Origin of the sequence: Flavobacterium flavipigmentatum, assembly GCF_020911905.1 — a bacterium.
Classification (GTDB): Bacteria; Bacteroidota; Bacteroidia; order Flavobacteriales; family Flavobacteriaceae; genus Flavobacterium; species Flavobacterium flavipigmentatum.
In genome coordinates this window covers 2,004,097-2,021,077 of sequence record NZ_CP087133.1, presented here as the reverse complement: position 1 = coordinate 2,021,077, position 16,981 = coordinate 2,004,097, and the positions used below count along the sequence as shown (strand labels likewise).

Here is a 16,981-nt window from a genome sequence, read left to right as displayed (position 1 = left end):
GATTTGTATTAAAATGAACTGAAAAACGTTTGAAAGCAGATATTTTAAAATGTATATCCTTGACATATCTAATTTTAGCAGAACAATATACGAATTCAGTTTTTAATTCTAAAGTTTATCTACTCTATTGTTATAGTGATGAAAGCGTTCTTTTTATCTATCACTCTAGATAAGATTACTCCTCACTTTTTTATATGCCCGACAAACTACACAAAGGCACCCAATCGGGTTACATATACTTGATAAGTCTTCTATTTTTTTTCTACCAATCATTAAGAGGCGCATACAATAATCATATAAAAATCTTTAATACATTGATTCGGTATTGAGATGCATAGCATGACTAAAACAAAACTTCAGAGAAATCTCGAACTTTTATTATTTATGTAGATTTACAAAATAATATCTAATTGAGATTGCGGGTGCGAAGTCAGTAAACATTTGCATAGCTTGCGTGAGAACTCTTTGGGAGCGGGTGTTAAGATCCAGGCATCAACAAATCCTGAGGGCTCAGTAAGATATACTGCCGTTTTTACGTAACTAATAAATAAGCGAAAATGAAAAATACAATTAAAATAATAGCCGCATTTCTATTTTTGATAAGCACTAGCTGTAAAGCACAGCAGATGGTTCAAATACCTGAGGACACCTATAAATTAAAAGCAAATGAGCAGCAGTTCATCAATAAACCTTTGAAAGATTTGTTGAAAGAAATAAAGCCCGAAATAAAATTGGTAATGGGTACAATAGATTCTCCATCTTATTTTTCTTTCCGTTTCCAAAGCAGAGAAGAATTAAATAAAAAGCCATTGGACGGAACTACAATTGGACTATTTGTATATGTAAAAGAACCTTTAGACTGGAATTTTGATAAAAGATCTAAAGGGAAGGAATATGAATGGTCAAAAGAAGATGTCGAAAAATATGGTAATCTTACTGTAATTCGAATTAAAGTAACTGGCAATAAAAAATAGTTTTACCAATCCTCAGTCAGAAAAAAACGACTGAGGATTTTTTATTATATGAAACCCTTCATTTAAATAATGAATATCCTAATCAAAAATACAGACGGAGGTCAAAAAACAGGTCGTTTGGGGTTCCAAGCCCCATCGATGGCGTCATGAGGCCCAAATTTGGGGTGTCGAGCCCCATCGATGGGGTTCCAGACGTCAAAAATGAGGTTCCAGACGTCAAATTTGACGTCCTTGGGGGTCAAATTTGACGTTCCGAACGTCAAATTTGGGGTTCCGAACCCCATCCGAGCACCTCAGCACCCCAAACGAGGGGTTCCGAACCTCAACAGCGGGGTTCGCAACCCCAAAGTTTAGGTACTAGACCCAAACGTTTAGGTAAACAACCCAAAAACTTCATGATTAAACCTAAAAACTATAGCAAAAACACTAAAAACTTAATCACAAAACCGTAACACTTGATCAAAACAGGTATAAATACCTGCTGCCCACTTTTTATTTAGTGGTATACTTGTCTCCAAATAAATAATCAACCATTATGGTTTCTCTCAGAGATGATGATGCAAGAATTGTTATATTTGTTTTGTAAGTAATGAGGTAACTGTGTTGCTTTATTATTAAAACGGAAACATACTATAAAACAAAACTTCGTATATACGCCTTAATTAGAGTAGATTGGAGCCATTTTATGGCTGGTATAAACAAGTTAACTGTTATTTTGAAAAACCGAAATCAATGAGCCAATCGACAACAATTTATAGTATTTCAAAAGAACTTTTCGATGAATTAAAAAATTCTGAAAACAGAAAAGAAATTAAAATACATAATCGAGTAAAAGATTATTATACGTTTCAAAACTCATTTATGGGGATTGAATTTGTTTTGACAAAAGACAAATCTGAAACAACTAAAAATATACTTAACCAAATATTTAATCCGACAGAATATTTAGGAGATTTTGACTTTGAAAATCCAGATTTTGAGGAAATGATGGATTTTATGGAAAGCGGAAATTATTTTCCATATTTAAGTAACGAAAAAGTAACTGAAATTAGTGAAATTATATCTGAAATTAATGAATCAGAATTGAAAGATAAATATAACGCAACTGAACTAAATGAAAACGATATTTATCCAAATGAATGGACTGATGAAAATATCGAAGGAGAATCAAATAATCTAAATCATTTAATAGAAGATTTTTCAAAATTGAAAAAAATTATAACTCAAGCGAGTAAGGAAGAAAATTATTTATTAATCTGTTCTGGTTAAAATAGAAACCGAAGAAAAACAACAGTTAACAGCTAGTAAGCAATAGTCGGGAATTAGGCTTAAAGGAAAAATGGTTTTGTATTTGGGAAATTAGTGATAATCCGAAATAATTGCTTTATTTAGCCCGACCATCGCCTACTAGCAAGACGTTACCAGCAATTTAAAAGACAGACTATAAAATGATAAACATTTCAATAAAGATTAAAATTCCAGAACTATGGAAAGAGGCAGAGTTTAACAAAACTGATTGGGGAACTATTAATCTAATAGTTGGACCAAATGGAACAGGAAAATCATTATTTGCTGACAAATTGCAGGCTGAACTTAACAGACATGGCTATAAAGCAAGAATGTTAAACGCCGAGCGCCTGAGTGGTTTTGAAAAAAGAAGTTATAGTCACTTTGGTTCAAGTAGACTAACTGCTGGGATTAATATATCAGAATTTAAAACCCTTAAAAGTGAAGGAGAACAATTTGGTTTATCATCTTCTGCATTCGTTCTTCTTAAAGAGCATTTAGATATTAGAATAAAAATTGAAGCTTTGCTTTCGGATATTTTTAACAAAACTATTCGCTTAGTTGAAGAAGGTGGTTATTTAAAACCAAAAATACAAGATAACTTAGGAGGTGCTGAATTTGGTTTACAACAAAATGAGTGTCACGGTTTAAAGGAACTAATAACTTTATTAACGTTTTTATATGATGATAGTAAAAACTGTTTAATCTTGGATGAACCTGAGCTCCATCTTCACCCACAGTATCAATCGTTTTTTCTTAGTGAAATTCGCAAATTTGCTGGAGATCCCAAGATCGACCCTTCTAAGAAACTTTTTTTTATAATTACACACTCACCTTACTTTTTAGACCTACGAAGTATTGACGATTTAAAAAGCATCTTAGTTTGCCATTATAATCAACCACCTGACTTTATTGACTCATTGGTCGCACAAGATGAATATATATTAAAAAAATTCTTGCCTCGGTTTAATACATATCACAAGCAGTTTTTCTTTTCACCAAACCCTGTATTTGTTGAAGGATATACCGACCAACAAATTATCACATTACTTTTTGATAAGTTAGATTATAACATTAGCGCATCAGGTTCGAGTATAATTGATGTCGGTGGAAAGGATGAATTAGCAGTATTTTTTCGCCTTTGTAAAAAGTTAAATATTAAAGCTAGAATAATAGCAGACCTAGACGCTTTTTTCAAAGGGAAATTAAGGGAAGTAGCACAAGAGGATGAAAATTGCAATAAATATATTCAAGACAGTGGCTTAGGAACAGACTTATCTACTTTAATTGGCGAATTAGACCGGAAGTTAAAAGAAGTTGCAGATGATTTAGTTACAAAAACTGCAACAGACTCAGATTTAATTCAACTAATAGAATTTCTAAAACCACTTATTTCTGTTCCTGATAAGAGAAATACTGTTATTTTTTCGCAACTAATAGCGCTCCAAAAATTTAAAGAAAAGATTTATTCTGCCGTATCAGCTCAACAACAGACAAATATAAACTACATACTGCCTAAGTTTTCTTTGTTATTAAAGGCCTTCGAGTCCGCTAATATTTTTATTTTTCCAAAAGGCGAAATAGAGCATTATTACACACAATCAGCAATTGACTACTTAAATTTTACTGACAAAGAAAAGAGCACATCTTTTCATTTAGAACGTGATTATATTTTATCAGAACCAGACATCACACAACTTGAAAGTAAATATGCCGACCTGATTTTAATTTTAAAATCTTCAGTTCCCCAAATAAAAGTTGACTTAAGCAAACATCTTAAATTCCAAATAGTCGAGTGGTTACAGACAGTCCAAAGAGCTATTTCAAAAGGAGACATAGCTAACATTAATGGTCTAAAAACTCATGCGAAAATTGATTATAAATTATTCAATCAAATTCTAGAAGTGACGGATTTACAAATTCAAGCCGACAAAAGGTTTGTTTGTAAAATTAAAATAAGTAAATCACTAACAAGCCTAGACAAGGAGATTGATTTTAATGAAATGACAATACCTCATGACTTTCAATTCGAAATATAAACTGCTGGTAACAGCCGTTTCACGCAATTGCGAATTTTGGGTAAGTTCACGTTTACGTTTCGCAAGAATTTTTATCTTTAACGGAAAATAAAAAGTTCCGAAGTTCGCAACTGCGTGAAGCGGCAGAACGTAAGGCTTTTTAATGAACTCCATCGTGAAAAACAGAAAAAATATAATTCGTTTTTTAGCAAGCTTAAGTATGCTGATTTTCTTCTCACCTTTTTTCCAAATGTGTTCTGATAAAAGCATTAAAAGAAGTTCGAGTTTTATTAAATCATATCATAATGCTGAAACAGCGAAAGAAAAAGAAATAGCTTTCGAAAAGGCAAAAAAGGACTTTTCTTTGAGTGGTTATGATTTAGCGATGTCTTTCGAACCCGTTTTATTAAGCTTTACACTCATTATGTTTCTGAACATAACTTTATTAGTTTGTTTTATTAGAAAGCATTACAACCAATTATTTCTATGTTTTTTGAATTTATCTGCTATCCTTTTGTCATTTATTGTTTTAATATTCACATTACCGAATTTGGGACAAATTAGATATGGAATATTTCTATGTTTGATTAACTCAATGTTACTATTTTACTTTGTCTATAAGGAACAGGAAAATGGCACAAAAAAATCTGAATCAGAAAAGTAGAAGAATGAAAATTTAAAATGCTAAAATTCACAAACTGATAATAAAAAAACTATTACAATTACAACGAATTTAAGCAATTGGCTTAATGGAAAGTTCGTTTTGTTGTTGGGATGATTTACTTCGTCAGTTTACTATGACTCGAGCGGCAAATCACTTGTAGAGCCAAAACTTTACTAAAATGTATCCGTTTAAAACTTTCTAGTGTGCTCTTTAGCATATTAAGTACAAATACCTCGTCGCTAAAAGCTAAAAGCCGCAAAGAAACTTTGCGGCTTTTACTAAAATTGCAATTGGGTTTATTATTTTATCGAGACAATTATAAATTCACTTCGTCTATTGGCCTGATGTTCTGCTTCGGTACAAGATACATTGTCTGAACATTGGTTTATAAGTTGGCTCTCACCATATCCTCTGCCTGTTAAGCGACCTGAAGCAATGCCTTTTTTCACAAGCCATGCAATCGTAGATCGAGCCCTTCTTTCTGATAATTCCAAATTGTACTTGGCCGTTTGACGACTGTCAGTATGCGAACGAACATCGACTATCATTTCTGGGTACTGCATCATTACCTCATAGATTTTCTCTAGTTCAAAGGCTGCTTTTTGGGTTATTGTTGCTTTGTCTAAGTCAAAATAAATAGAAGCAATATCCATTGTTTTGGCCAAATCTGTATCAATGGTAACGGGTTTAACTCTTTTTTCGAGCAGAATGTCCAAACTTGTCGTACCAGACTCCCGCTTAATGTTTATAGGGGTTTCTTTGGTTTCATAATCATCTTTTGCGGCTCTTACAGCGTATTTTTTTCCACAATCTACGGTAAATTGGTAAGTTCCGTCAATTCCTGTTATGACTTCCCCTATTATTTTAAACTGATCATCAAGCAGGTTTACTTTGACATTTTCCAGTACTATTTGGCTATCCAAATCACGGATAGTGCCCGATATAGTTTGATCACATTTTAATTTTCTAGTTTCAGTAAATCGATAAATATCATCATAACCAAGTCCGCCCTCTCTGTTTGAAGAGAAAAAACCACTTCTGCTTTTGCCGTTTAACACATATCCAAAATCATCATCTTTACTGTTTACCGGCTCTCCAATGTTTTCTATGGTCCCCAAAGAAGCATCAGTATTCATCTTCGTTACAAATATATCCAGCCCGCCTAATCCTGGCTGACCATCACTAGCAAAATACAATTCGTTGTCTCCAGATACAAAAGGAAATGTTTCGCGTCCCTCGGTATTTATTGCTTGTCCTAAATTTTTTGGCGTACCAAAACTACCATCAGAATTAATAGAAACATTGTACAAATCTGACTGGCCAAAACCTCCCGGGATATCCGAAGCAAAATATAATGTCTTTTCATCTGAGCTTAAAGCCGGATGCGCCACACTATATTCGTCACTATTAAAAGGCAGCTCCATTACATTACTCCATTTTCCGTCAATCAGAGTCGCTTTATATAATTTTAACAGCGTAATTTTCTCGCTGTTTTTCCCTTTCTTTCCGTCTAAAAAATTGTTTCTGGTAAAATACATTGTTTTACCATCCTGTGTAAAAATCGCACTGGATTCGTTAAACTTCGAATTTATACTTTTTTCAAATCTCCTCGCCTCTTCCGGACTACCGTCTGTCTTCCATTCGACTGCATATAAATTGGTAAACGACTGATTGGTCCATTTGAATACTCTTTTACCTATGCCTCCCGTATCTCTGGCGGAAGTAAATACTACTTTATTGTTTAAAAATGCAACTCCATAATCTGAATATATTGAATTGATTCCTGCATCCTCCACTTCAAATCTTCCCGAATTTGCTTTTATCTGCTCCCGATAGTTGGTGTTTTTATTATATAAAACACCTCTCTGATCACTCCCTGCTTTTTTATAAAACTTATCCATGATCTGGTCTGCTTTACTATAATCATTCACCGATTTTAGTGTTTGCGCGTATCGATAGTAATATTCTGGTTCCTGCTGATCATTCATCTCAAACAAAGCTTCATACCATTTTTTGGCTTTTGATAATGCTCCATTAAAATAATAGGCATTACCTAATCTTTGAAACATTTTTTCATCTTTATAGCCTTTATCTGCTACCTTTTCATAAATGGTAATCGCATCGATATAAGCGTACTTATCGTAATTTTTATCAGCATTGGCTATACGCTCTTTTTGCGCAACTCCCTTGATCGTAAAAAGCACTAAAAAAACGGTACAAAGTAATTTTTTAATTTTCATAATCGGAGTATTAAAAGAATCTAGGTGAAGTTATTCGACTGTATTTATTGAGGAATTCAAAACGCAGAAATATTTCATGCGACCCTGAATTAAATCTTCTTAAACTGGTGGTTTCATGATCATATCCATAGCCTATATACAAACCATCTGTAATTTGAAATCCGGCCAAGACACTTACTGCTGCACTCCATCGATATGCAAGCCCAACCACAAATTTGTCATTAAACATAAAATTCCCCGAGAGATCTACTTGTAAAGGAGCTCCTTTGACCATTTTAGTTAATAGAGCGGGTTTGAATTTTATGGAAGGTTCGATATCAATTACATAACCTGCAATGAAATAATAGTTTATTTTATCTTTGTAAATAGCAACATCATTGTCGCTGTATCTATTGGTTTCGATAAAATTTGGAATAGACAATCCCACATAAGCTTTGTCTGAATGCCAATAAACACCCGCTCCGATATTAGGTGAAATTTTAGAATTTAAGCCCTGAAACTGTGGATCTCCTTGATTTTCAGGATTTAGTTTATCAATATCTAAGTTGAATAAATTCGCTGTTCCCTTGATACCAAATGAAAGTTTGAAAGTCTCAGAAGTAGGTACTGTGTATGACAAATCTACTGATAAGCCAGTCTCATTTGTTGGACCTATTTTATCGCTCAACAACGAAACACCTAATCCTAAATTGGTATTGTTTAATGGAGTATTTAATGAAAAACTGCTTGTTTCTGGAGCTCCATCAAGCCCAATCCACTGGGTACGATACAATCCGAAAATGCTCATAGCGCCTCTTGAACCAGCATAAGCAGGATTTACGCTGATAGTATTGTACATGTATTGTGTAAACTGAGCGTCTTGCTGAGCATAACTGCTGATTGATGCAAAAATCACTATCCATACTATTATTCTTGTTCTCATGTGTTTTAGTTTTATATTCCCGGTAGAATAATCCCCAAGAAATTAAATTTATCGGGTTAAGTACAAATAGCCAGATTTCTCTTGTGTTGCACAGTTATTTACATCTTTATATTTTATGATATAAAAATAGGTTCCGGCAGGTAATCCGCTAGACTGACTTATCGTAGCCCGACCTTCGGAAATCCCTTTAAATACTCGATCTACATTATTATAACGGTCTCTTTCAAATACCAAAACTCCCCAACGATTGTAAATTTCTACCGTATTATCAGGATAACATTCAAGACCACCAATGTAAAAAGCATCGTTTAGACCATCATCATTAGGCGAAATTGCATTAGAAACTTTGATTACACATTTTGTAATATCCAGTACTGTGGGTTTGTCTTCTGAAAGAGAGCTGTCATCTGATATATCCGTGACAATTGTATTAAAAGGAGTTGTTCCCTTGACAGTCGCCTGATTTATCACTTTGCCCAGGTTAATATCAGCTTGTGTCAGTTTGTAAATTCCTTTAAATTCAGTCGTATTCGTTTCTGCCACTCCCAAATTAATTGGATCTCCCGTTAGAATTAAACCATCCTTACTATCTGTTACGCTTACATTTGTTAGCGGAACATCACCAAAATTTGTAATTTCAAAACGATAACTCACCGTTTCTCCTACTTGCGCATAACCATCCTTATTATTATCATCAAAAACTACTTTTTTAATCAATCCTATTGAGCAATTATATAATGTTAGCGTTACTGGAGTTCTTACCAAGCTGTTACATCCTGAAGCCAAATCAACAGTTTCTGCATAATAAGTAACTGATCCAACTGAATTTAATATTGGTGAAGCGACTATATTTCCAGCAATAGGAGCATCATACCAAATTACTTGTTTCCCAGCAGGGACAGTAACTGCAGCGGTTAAGGTTTGAATGCTTTTTAAGGCACACTCTGTTTGATCTCCTGCACTAATTGGAGCCTCGATCACATTATTAAGTATCACATTTTGATTTGCTCTGATTACGTTTCCGTGACCATCATCAAAAACCCATGTAACCACAGTGGTTCCTTCTTGTATGATTGGAAAAACAGTTGTAGTAGTTCCTGTTATGGTTCCTGTGCAACCCTTATTAATTATTGGTGCTACCGGCGTTCCACTACATCCTTCAAGTAATAGATCAGCTAAAACGGGTATTGTTGTAGTGCCAGTATTTTTAACAGTTATGGTTTGTATTAGATTAGTAACTAATCCACTGCAATCTTTTAAGGTATAGGTCCTTTTTAGGATATATGGATCATTAATTCCGCCAGATCCGCCATTATTTGAATCTGAAACCGTTACCGTAACACCTCCATTACAATTATCAGCTACATCTGTAATCAAATTTACATCTGCTGTAGGGATTTCAGCAATACATTGTAACGTCACATCAGCAGGAGCTGTTCCTGTTGGAGCTACCGTATCATCAATTGTATACGTGTAAACCCAATTACGAGTATGTCCACTACAATCTGTAAATGTATAAGTGTACGTCACTTCGCCTTCGCATGATGGTGTTGCAGAAACAATTGGCATACTTGGGGTTAAAACATTTCCACAATAATCCTTTACTATTGGAACTATAGGCGCTACGATATCGGAAGCACATTCGACCGTAGCACTTTGATGAGGCGGAATCACAAAATCTAAGCTTTGGATTGTAAATGTCTGGATGAAATCAACCGTATTTAAAATCATATCCTCATCTGCATCCCTCACCTTGTTATTGTTGGTGTCTGCGTATTCTGTTACCGTGTAAGTTCGGATTACATTTCCGTCACAACCCGTATTGGGCGCATTAGAAGCTGTAATTACAATTACACCACAAGATGAGTTTCCTATCACTCCATCAGCGTTTCCTAAAAGCTCGAATTCAAGTTTAGTTAATGATTTGGCCGCTGGCAGTTGCTCATAACATGAAATAGTTGTTGATGAAAATGTTGGATTAGTAACTTTGAATGTACAGCAAACTGGTGCTACTCCTGAAACCACAACACTATTGCAGGCATTAGCATCTTGAATACTCACATTATAATTAGTTCCAGCGGTAATTGTATTTGAAGTCCAATTGTTTCCTGACCATGTACCTGGCGCACCAGTCCCGGTGACTAGATAAGGTGCCGTACCATTTACTACTAGATTTAATGTATACCCTGAACCATCAGTATTACAAGAAGAGTCTAGTGTTCCAACCTGTTTCAAAGCTGCTTTGGCAACCACTGTTGCGTTATTAGAAACATTTCCTGCTGAATCTCGAGCGTTATATTGTATTGCTTTTGGATTTAATATTGTATTGGATAAAAGTGTAAAAGTTATTTCTCCAGAGGTTTCATTCACACTCCAAGTCCCTTCAGAATCAATAGTCATACTAATACTATCTCCATCACTATCTGTAACAATTCCTGTTGCGCCCAGAGGTACAACCAAGTTAACTGTAGATGGAATTATACTTTTTCCTGTCGTATCATTCGATACTACATTTAGTGTTGTTGAAATTGCTCCTTGCTCATAACAATATGAATCGTTAGTAGCGATAGGTAACGGATCTGATGTTTTCGAAACCGTTTCACAAATACAATTATTATCTGTAGAAATAACAGCTATTATTTTTCCTTGTCCGCAAGCGCTTGCTCCAGAAAACGTATAATTCTCTGTTACGGTTGCACCTGCCGCAATTGAATTTGTCATTGTATAGGTAGCCAATAACGATCCGGTTGAATTTCCTGATACATCGGCACAATAAAACCCTATTTTAAGAGGAATATCATTGGTTTGATTACTTGTACTTGTATTGTTAATGGTAATTGAACCTGAGTAATTGTCTGCATTATAAGTTCCTTTAAAACTTGTAATGGCAAATGTGGGATTCGAAATTGTATATTCATACGAGGCACTTCCCGTTTGTATGGCAATATTAGAACAAGCTCCTCCGGGAGCTGAACTACAGCCTACATCTGCAACTTTATCAATTGTCTGTAATAATACCCTATAATTGGAACAAGCTACAGAACTAATTTTTTCGATAGCAAATGAATAATTAAATGTATTACCAGAGGTCATTCCGGCTGGGATCGCTAAATCTATATAACTCTGACCAGCTCCGTTGATAAAAACACCTTTTGATGTCGCGCAGTGAAACGAAGCATTGCAGGCATAAGAGCCGGTGACATATCCATAACCAGGAGGTAAAATAATACGGGCTGAACCTGTTGAACCTGTTGCCATCGATGACACTATTGTGTGTGTTGCATTAAAAACCAAAGGACTGCTGCAATTATTGAAGGACCCGGAAGCCAGTGCCAAATTACTCACCACCAAATAATCCGGAACCACTCCAATTGCATTTATTGGCAATGAGGCAGAACCTACCCCATCGTCTGTGTAAGGCACACCGCAGGAACCATTTGCATTAGCAAAAATATTTATGTTTGAACCCGCCACGAAATCACAATTGGTATTTAGTGAAAAACGCATTCCTATCAATCGTAAATTACTATTTCCTCCGTCATTCAATGTGCCCGGTAAACCTTCAGCAGGATAATCCGGATAAGAACTTAAATATACTGTGGTTCGGGTACCTGCCGTTTTAAAAACAACTGGTTTCCAGTTACCTGAACCAGCCGGATATTCTGCTTGGATAGAACCACTTTCATATGACATTCCAACCGGTAAATCGATAACAAATTTATTATTTACCGTATTTCCTGCACCTGCGGAATTCATCCTATACTCAAATGGTATAGATGTACATAAATTTATTGGTGTCGTAGGTTGCTGGATATTTATAATTTGTATCTCGGCAGTCTGTGGAATAAATGGTAAAGCAATTGTATTGCGATCACAAGTGTACTCGGTCGGGTCTGTTGGAAAAGAAGTACAATTCCAACCTGCATCAACGTTGATCGTTGTGGGAACGCAAGTTGTATAATTAAAGTCTATACGATAATTATTAGTCGCAGCCGTTGCCAAACCTGCCGTACTTAATTTATACCATGTTCCTCCTGAATAATTTATTGAGGTTAAAGCGGTATTGGTTGTCAAATCGACCACCTGAGTAATGGTAACACCTGACACATTAGGAATTGACATCCAAGTATATGGTGCTGTCGTTGTACCCGTGTTAGCTAAACGAACTGTAAAACTTTCTGTTGGTTTTGATACTTGTAATGTCCCCGTTTGATTTGTGAAGGTAACTGATGGTTTTGTTGCTGTATTATAAGGAACAGTCACCGTAAAAGTTTCCGATTTGGCATCTGGATTTGATGAACTCAAATCTTTATAATGATAATAAAAATCTTGAAATTCTCCTGTAATGGTATAATTTTCCGAAGAAGCTGTTGCACAAGTTGGCGACATATCTGCATAATACGACTGATAGTTTAATGAAGGGCGCAGATCATTTACTACAACCGGAAGTTCATATCGATATTGATTCCCTGTTACAGAAGTTGGTATTAAATAAGGTGATCCATCCTGAGCATTTCTAAATCCGACCATAGTATAACCAGCCGGAAGTGTTACTGTATAGGCCGTAATAATAAGTCCGGGACGAATTTCATTTTTATAAAAATTCCCCGAAGGCGCATATTGCCTGTAAATAGTACTTTGAGAAGAAGCAATTCCGCACGCATTTGTAACATTTTGCGAGTAAGGGTTCAAATTAAAGATGGTCCCAACAAGATAAAGTTCAGGAACTCTACTGCCACATGAAATTTCATTATTGTTAATGTCTACATTATAGAAATAAATAGCATTTCCTGTTTGCACATCATTACTTGGTAAAGCATTTGTCGAAACCGTATAATGCGCAACTGTTTCGTACGTATCCCCAGCTAATAATCCACCTGCTGGTAATGTTGCAGTTAAATTCCATCGTATAGCCTGAATACCGTATAAAGGCAAAACTCCTGCAGTGGTAGTTCCTATAGTTGTAAACACAGAACTTGTTCCTGTAGCAACTATCACTCCTGCTCTTTTAATGATTACATCGATACTTAAAGGAGTTAGTTTATCTCCATTACCTCCGTACTTATTAATTGCTGTATAAAGAAATAAATTCGTAGCTGCAATACCATTCTGAACACCAGTAGCCGTAATATCAATTTGATCAAGATATAAAGCTTTTGATAGATCGTAGGTAGAAATAGCGCTTCTTACCTGATGAGTAGACAAGGTATTATCTGTCCATCCTAAAGAATTATCCGCTCGTTCTACTTTTATACTTTTAATATTTGCTCCGCCAACAGTGCATGCATCAGGACAAACAACATTTTTTATAGTGTAGCTGTCGCAAAATACAGCGTTATTACAATTACAACCTGCTTTATTATCGTTGACATATTCAAAATTATAGGGTATTATTAATGAGGCTCCACAAGAGGTACTACAATCAACAATCAAGTCAAGATAGACCATCCCTGGCAAAACATCGGGAGAGACTACTGTCACCACATTACCTACTTGGGTTACTGTTGGTGTTAAAAAAGTAGTCGCATTGATATCTTTCCCATTATTCCATTTTGGATTACCAGTGCCAGAAACAAGAACTCCCGCTGGCAGTGTGATTTTGTAAACCCACTTTTGATTAACATTATAGTTAATAGGATCCATCGCATACCAATTTACAGAAAATCGCATACGAAAAGGTACTCCGCAATCTACATTTGAAGGCGCATAACTATTATCCGCAGTTTGTAAGTTTTCTCCAAAAAAAGTAGATAAAGCAGTATCTCTATCTTTTTCGTAAAGTGAATCTCTAATAAAATTGCTGGTAATTACTGCACTACTGCATATCGTATTATATAAAATTGTGCCGCAAAAGCCATAGTACAACGAACGGCTAATGTTGCATGTTGCATTACAATTCATTGCAGCTGCAATATCAAATGTTATGGAAGCACCAGCTGGTAAATCATCATAAAAACCATCGCCGTCAAGATCGTCAACACCAACTCCCGCCCCATCAGGATCTGAAGTGAATAAATCTTTAAGATTCATACTATAAATACTCGTTCCTACTCCGCCACTATGCGGCACACTATTACCATTGAGTACCGCTGCATTTAAATTTAAGCTTTGAAAATTCATTGCTTGTAATTGCGATCCATCCTCTACACCCTGCCCAATCTCAAAAGCAGCATTATACATTGCTGCAGCGATAGGATTACCGGTTCCAGAATTTTTATAAACAATTTTAAACGAAAACGGCGTACAGTCATTTACATAACCAACTTTAGAAACCGTAAACTGATCGTAATTTGACACGCCCGAAACCATCGTAATACCAACACTGCCTGTTGCCGTTTGACACCAATCTGCCGCAGCAGAACCGCATCCCCATCCTGTAGCATAATTGGTAATAGCATCGCATGTTTTTACAACATAGGTTTCTGTAAAAATTAGTGTCTCACCAAAACAAAAATCACCACCAGATAATTCAGTTGCATTTATTGTATAATAAGAGGTTGTACCGATAGTAGACACTGGCATTATTGCAACACCTCCCAGAGTTAAACTTGTTTGTTTTATTCCGCCGGAAGGATAATCAATAGTAAAATTTACTTCTTTTGTACACCCGTTACCACCATTCGTAATTGTAAAAGATCTGGAATAAGTTTGACCTATAACAGCATTAATTTGTGTTGCAGGTTGCGTAAAACTAAATACAGGATAGAAAACCTGATAAGCAGGGGAAGTACCTATACTCGGTGTCTCGCCCGCAATTGTAGCAGTCACTACATCTTTAAATATAGTTCCTGATAATGCAGTTGTTCTTGCCGCGCAAGTTGCTTTTTTTTCTATGGTAAAAACAATATAATCTCCCGTAGTCAATTGATTGGGTCCTACTATAAATTTTGGCGCATTTGCTGTACCTCCATTTTCTGCAATAGTCAGTCCTAAACTTCCATCGCTTTTCAAAATACTGCCCGAGACATATTCAATACCTACTGGCAATTGAAGGGTCACATTAGCACCAGTAGTAGCTGTAGTTGCAACATCAAGTCGAACTTGTAGTAAGGAAGATGAATTACAAACTGTTAAATTTTGTGGATTCTGTGTGGGTGCGGTTGCATGATTGGGAAAACTAATCAGGAAAGATTGCGCGTTAACATTTACACATCCTAACCAAAATAGTATCAGTAAAGTAATTATAGCTTTCATATTGTGTTGCTTTTTGACTTTAATTTTAGACCTATATAATTCTACTAGTTTTAACCTAATAGAATTGATAATCGTAAGATGAAATCAGAGGAATTTTTATATGCTCAGATTAATAATCAAATCAATTAAAAAATCTTAATTAGAAAAAAAATATCCTACAAAAGTAATTTTATCGAAATCAAAAAAATGTAGGACGCACAAGCCTTCTATGTAGAACTATTTCTACATAAAAACAAAATAAAGAGGAGTGTTTTTTAAGCTATTCGCAGATCATCCAGAATAGAAAATATGGTTGTCGAATCTTTCAGAAAGTAAGGAATGAAGATCCATAAAAAATAAAGGCTACCCGAGATCGAGTAGCCTTTATTTTTCTATAAAAACGGTAATTTACGCCATAAACAATGAGTATTTATTGTAGTTGAATAAAACCTGGTCATACGGAACTAATTTTGGCGCCACTTTTTCTGACGAAGCATCAAATTTGATTCCGTTGTATTTACTAAATAAGTAGATTTCCTTCAAGCAATTGGACAAACTCTGATGAATTGACGTCGAAAATGTTGGTAATTGCTTGTCGCCTATTAACAAGTCTATTTGATAATTTGAACTGCTTTTGGAAAGATTATTTCCAATGATTCTTATCGTAAATTTTGTCGGTTTGCCATGTTGCTCGCCTTGATACTGTACTACCATACTATTATTATTAAAAATATTAATACATTAAATTTTAAAGTCTTTACTCCTATTTTCGCTAAATTCTACCTTAAAGTTATTAAAAAAAAGCAAACTGTTAAAATAGAGAACGTAAAATTATATTATTTTTTAATATGTAATGCAAACGGCCTTACTTTAAAAAATAAAAAAACTCAATTAATCAAGTGATTTTGCACACTTTCTTCTAACATTTGATGAATTGCTTTCGCTAAAAATAATATGTATTACTTCACATTATCAATTTTGAATAATGCTTTAAGATTCATTTTCTAAACTAAAAAATATAATTGGTGAGACATATACAGTAAGTGTTTTTTTTTGTAATCATTTTACTATTTAATAAAACACAGAATTACAACGCTTTTTTTATTAAATTTGAATAGCTAATTATAAAAACCTGATTTTATGGAAATTAACTTTATTGCACTGTTCCTAGCTGCTATTGTAACACTAGTAGTAGGATTTATTTGGTATCATCCAAAAGTTTTTGGAACGATCTGGATGAGAGAAAACAATTTTACCGAGGAAGATCTTAAAAAAGGAAACATGCTCAAGATTTTTGGGCTTACGTATCTTTTCTCCTTAATGATTGCGATGATGATTATTTCATTAGCAGTTCATCAATCCGGAGCTATCGGAATGATTGGCGGCCCAATGATGGTTGAGGGTGCCAAACCTTCTTTTTCAGCTTTTATGGCAGATTACGGAATGGCTTTTCGTACCTTTAAACATGGCGCTCTTCACGGATGCATGGCGGGTCTGTTTCTTGCACTTCCAATTGTTGGAATAAATGGTTTGTTTGAAAGAAAATCATGGAAATATATTCTCATCCATGCCGGATTCTGGATAGTGTGCCTAACGCTAATGGGAGGAATTATTTGTGCTTTAGTATAAAAATAAAACAGTAGAAATCCGTTTGAGAACAATGCTCAAACGGATTTTTCTTAATAATAACTTAAATCAAATGA

Annotated in this window: 9 protein-coding genes; 5 read left to right on the top strand and 4 right to left on the bottom strand. The window is 35.0% G+C overall.

The window, feature by feature from the left end:
- Positions 1 to 557: 557 nt before the first annotated feature.
- From LNP22_RS09095 to LNP22_RS09080, 4 genes are all read left to right on the top strand, one after another.
- Entirely contained in the window at positions 558 to 974 is a 417-nt protein-coding gene (locus LNP22_RS09095) for a hypothetical protein (RefSeq protein WP_229976252.1), read from the top strand.
- 732 nt (positions 975 to 1,706) lie between these two features.
- Complete coding sequence (locus tag LNP22_RS09090; RefSeq protein ID WP_229976251.1) at positions 1,707 to 2,243, top strand: DUF1877 family protein; 537 nt, start codon at positions 1,707 to 1,709, stop codon at positions 2,241 to 2,243.
- 179 nt (positions 2,244 to 2,422) lie between these two features.
- Positions 2,423 to 4,300, top strand: coding sequence for an ATP-dependent nuclease (locus LNP22_RS09085; RefSeq protein WP_229976250.1), 1,878 nt, complete (start codon positions 2,423 to 2,425; stop codon positions 4,298 to 4,300).
- Positions 4,301 to 4,454: 154 nt separating this feature from the next.
- On the top strand, positions 4,455 to 4,943 hold the full coding sequence (locus LNP22_RS09080) for a hypothetical protein (protein ID WP_229976249.1): 489 nt from the start codon (positions 4,455 to 4,457) through the stop codon (positions 4,941 to 4,943).
- 299 nt (positions 4,944 to 5,242) lie between these two features.
- On the opposite strand, the gene LNP22_RS09075 is transcribed toward LNP22_RS09080, so the two are convergent.
- The 4 genes from LNP22_RS09075 to LNP22_RS09060 form a co-directional block, all read right to left on the bottom strand.
- Positions 5,243 to 7,183: an OmpA family protein gene (locus LNP22_RS09075; protein WP_229976248.1), complete on the bottom strand. Its 1,941-nt coding sequence runs from the start codon at positions 7,181 to 7,183 to the stop codon at positions 5,243 to 5,245.
- Positions 7,184 to 7,193: 10 nt separating this feature from the next.
- Positions 7,194 to 8,105 carry a PorP/SprF family type IX secretion system membrane protein gene (locus LNP22_RS09070; RefSeq protein ID WP_229976247.1) on the bottom strand — a complete coding sequence of 304 codons (912 nt, stop codon included), beginning with the start codon at positions 8,103 to 8,105 and terminating at the stop codon, positions 7,194 to 7,196.
- A 48-nt stretch (positions 8,106 to 8,153) separates the two neighbouring features.
- Positions 8,154 to 15,299: a T9SS type B sorting domain-containing protein gene (locus LNP22_RS09065; RefSeq protein WP_229976246.1), complete on the bottom strand. Its 7,146-nt coding sequence runs from the start codon at positions 15,297 to 15,299 to the stop codon at positions 8,154 to 8,156.
- Between the two features lie 387 nt (positions 15,300 to 15,686).
- Complete coding sequence (locus tag LNP22_RS09060) at positions 15,687 to 15,992, bottom strand: hypothetical protein (protein WP_229976245.1); 306 nt, start codon at positions 15,990 to 15,992, stop codon at positions 15,687 to 15,689.
- Between the two features lie 426 nt (positions 15,993 to 16,418).
- Between LNP22_RS09060 and LNP22_RS09055 the strand changes: the two genes are divergently transcribed.
- Positions 16,419 to 16,907, top strand: coding sequence for a DUF1761 domain-containing protein (locus LNP22_RS09055; RefSeq protein WP_229976244.1), 489 nt, complete (start codon positions 16,419 to 16,421; stop codon positions 16,905 to 16,907).
- Positions 16,908 to 16,981: the final 74 nt, after the last annotated feature.

Bases quoted from the DNA above. Each gene is read 5' to 3' on its own strand.
- LNP22_RS09095 (WP_229976252.1), top strand. From the start codon at position 558: ATGAAAAATACAATTAAAATAATAGCCGCATTTCTATTTTTGATAAGC.
- LNP22_RS09060 (WP_229976245.1), bottom strand. From the start codon at position 15,992: ATGGTAGTACAGTATCAAGGCGAGCAACATGGCAAACCGACAAAATTT.
- LNP22_RS09075 (WP_229976248.1), bottom strand. From the start codon at position 7,183: ATGAAAATTAAAAAATTACTTTGTACCGTTTTTTTAGTGCTTTTTACG.
- LNP22_RS09070 (WP_229976247.1), bottom strand. From the start codon at position 8,105: ATGAGAACAAGAATAATAGTATGGATAGTGATTTTTGCATCAATCAGC.
- LNP22_RS09090 (WP_229976251.1), top strand. From the start codon at position 1,707: ATGAGCCAATCGACAACAATTTATAGTATTTCAAAAGAACTTTTCGAT.
- LNP22_RS09085 (WP_229976250.1), top strand. From the start codon at position 2,423: ATGATAAACATTTCAATAAAGATTAAAATTCCAGAACTATGGAAAGAG.
- LNP22_RS09055 (WP_229976244.1), top strand. From the start codon at position 16,419: ATGGAAATTAACTTTATTGCACTGTTCCTAGCTGCTATTGTAACACTA.
- LNP22_RS09065 (WP_229976246.1), bottom strand. From the start codon at position 15,299: ATGAAAGCTATAATTACTTTACTGATACTATTTTGGTTAGGATGTGTA.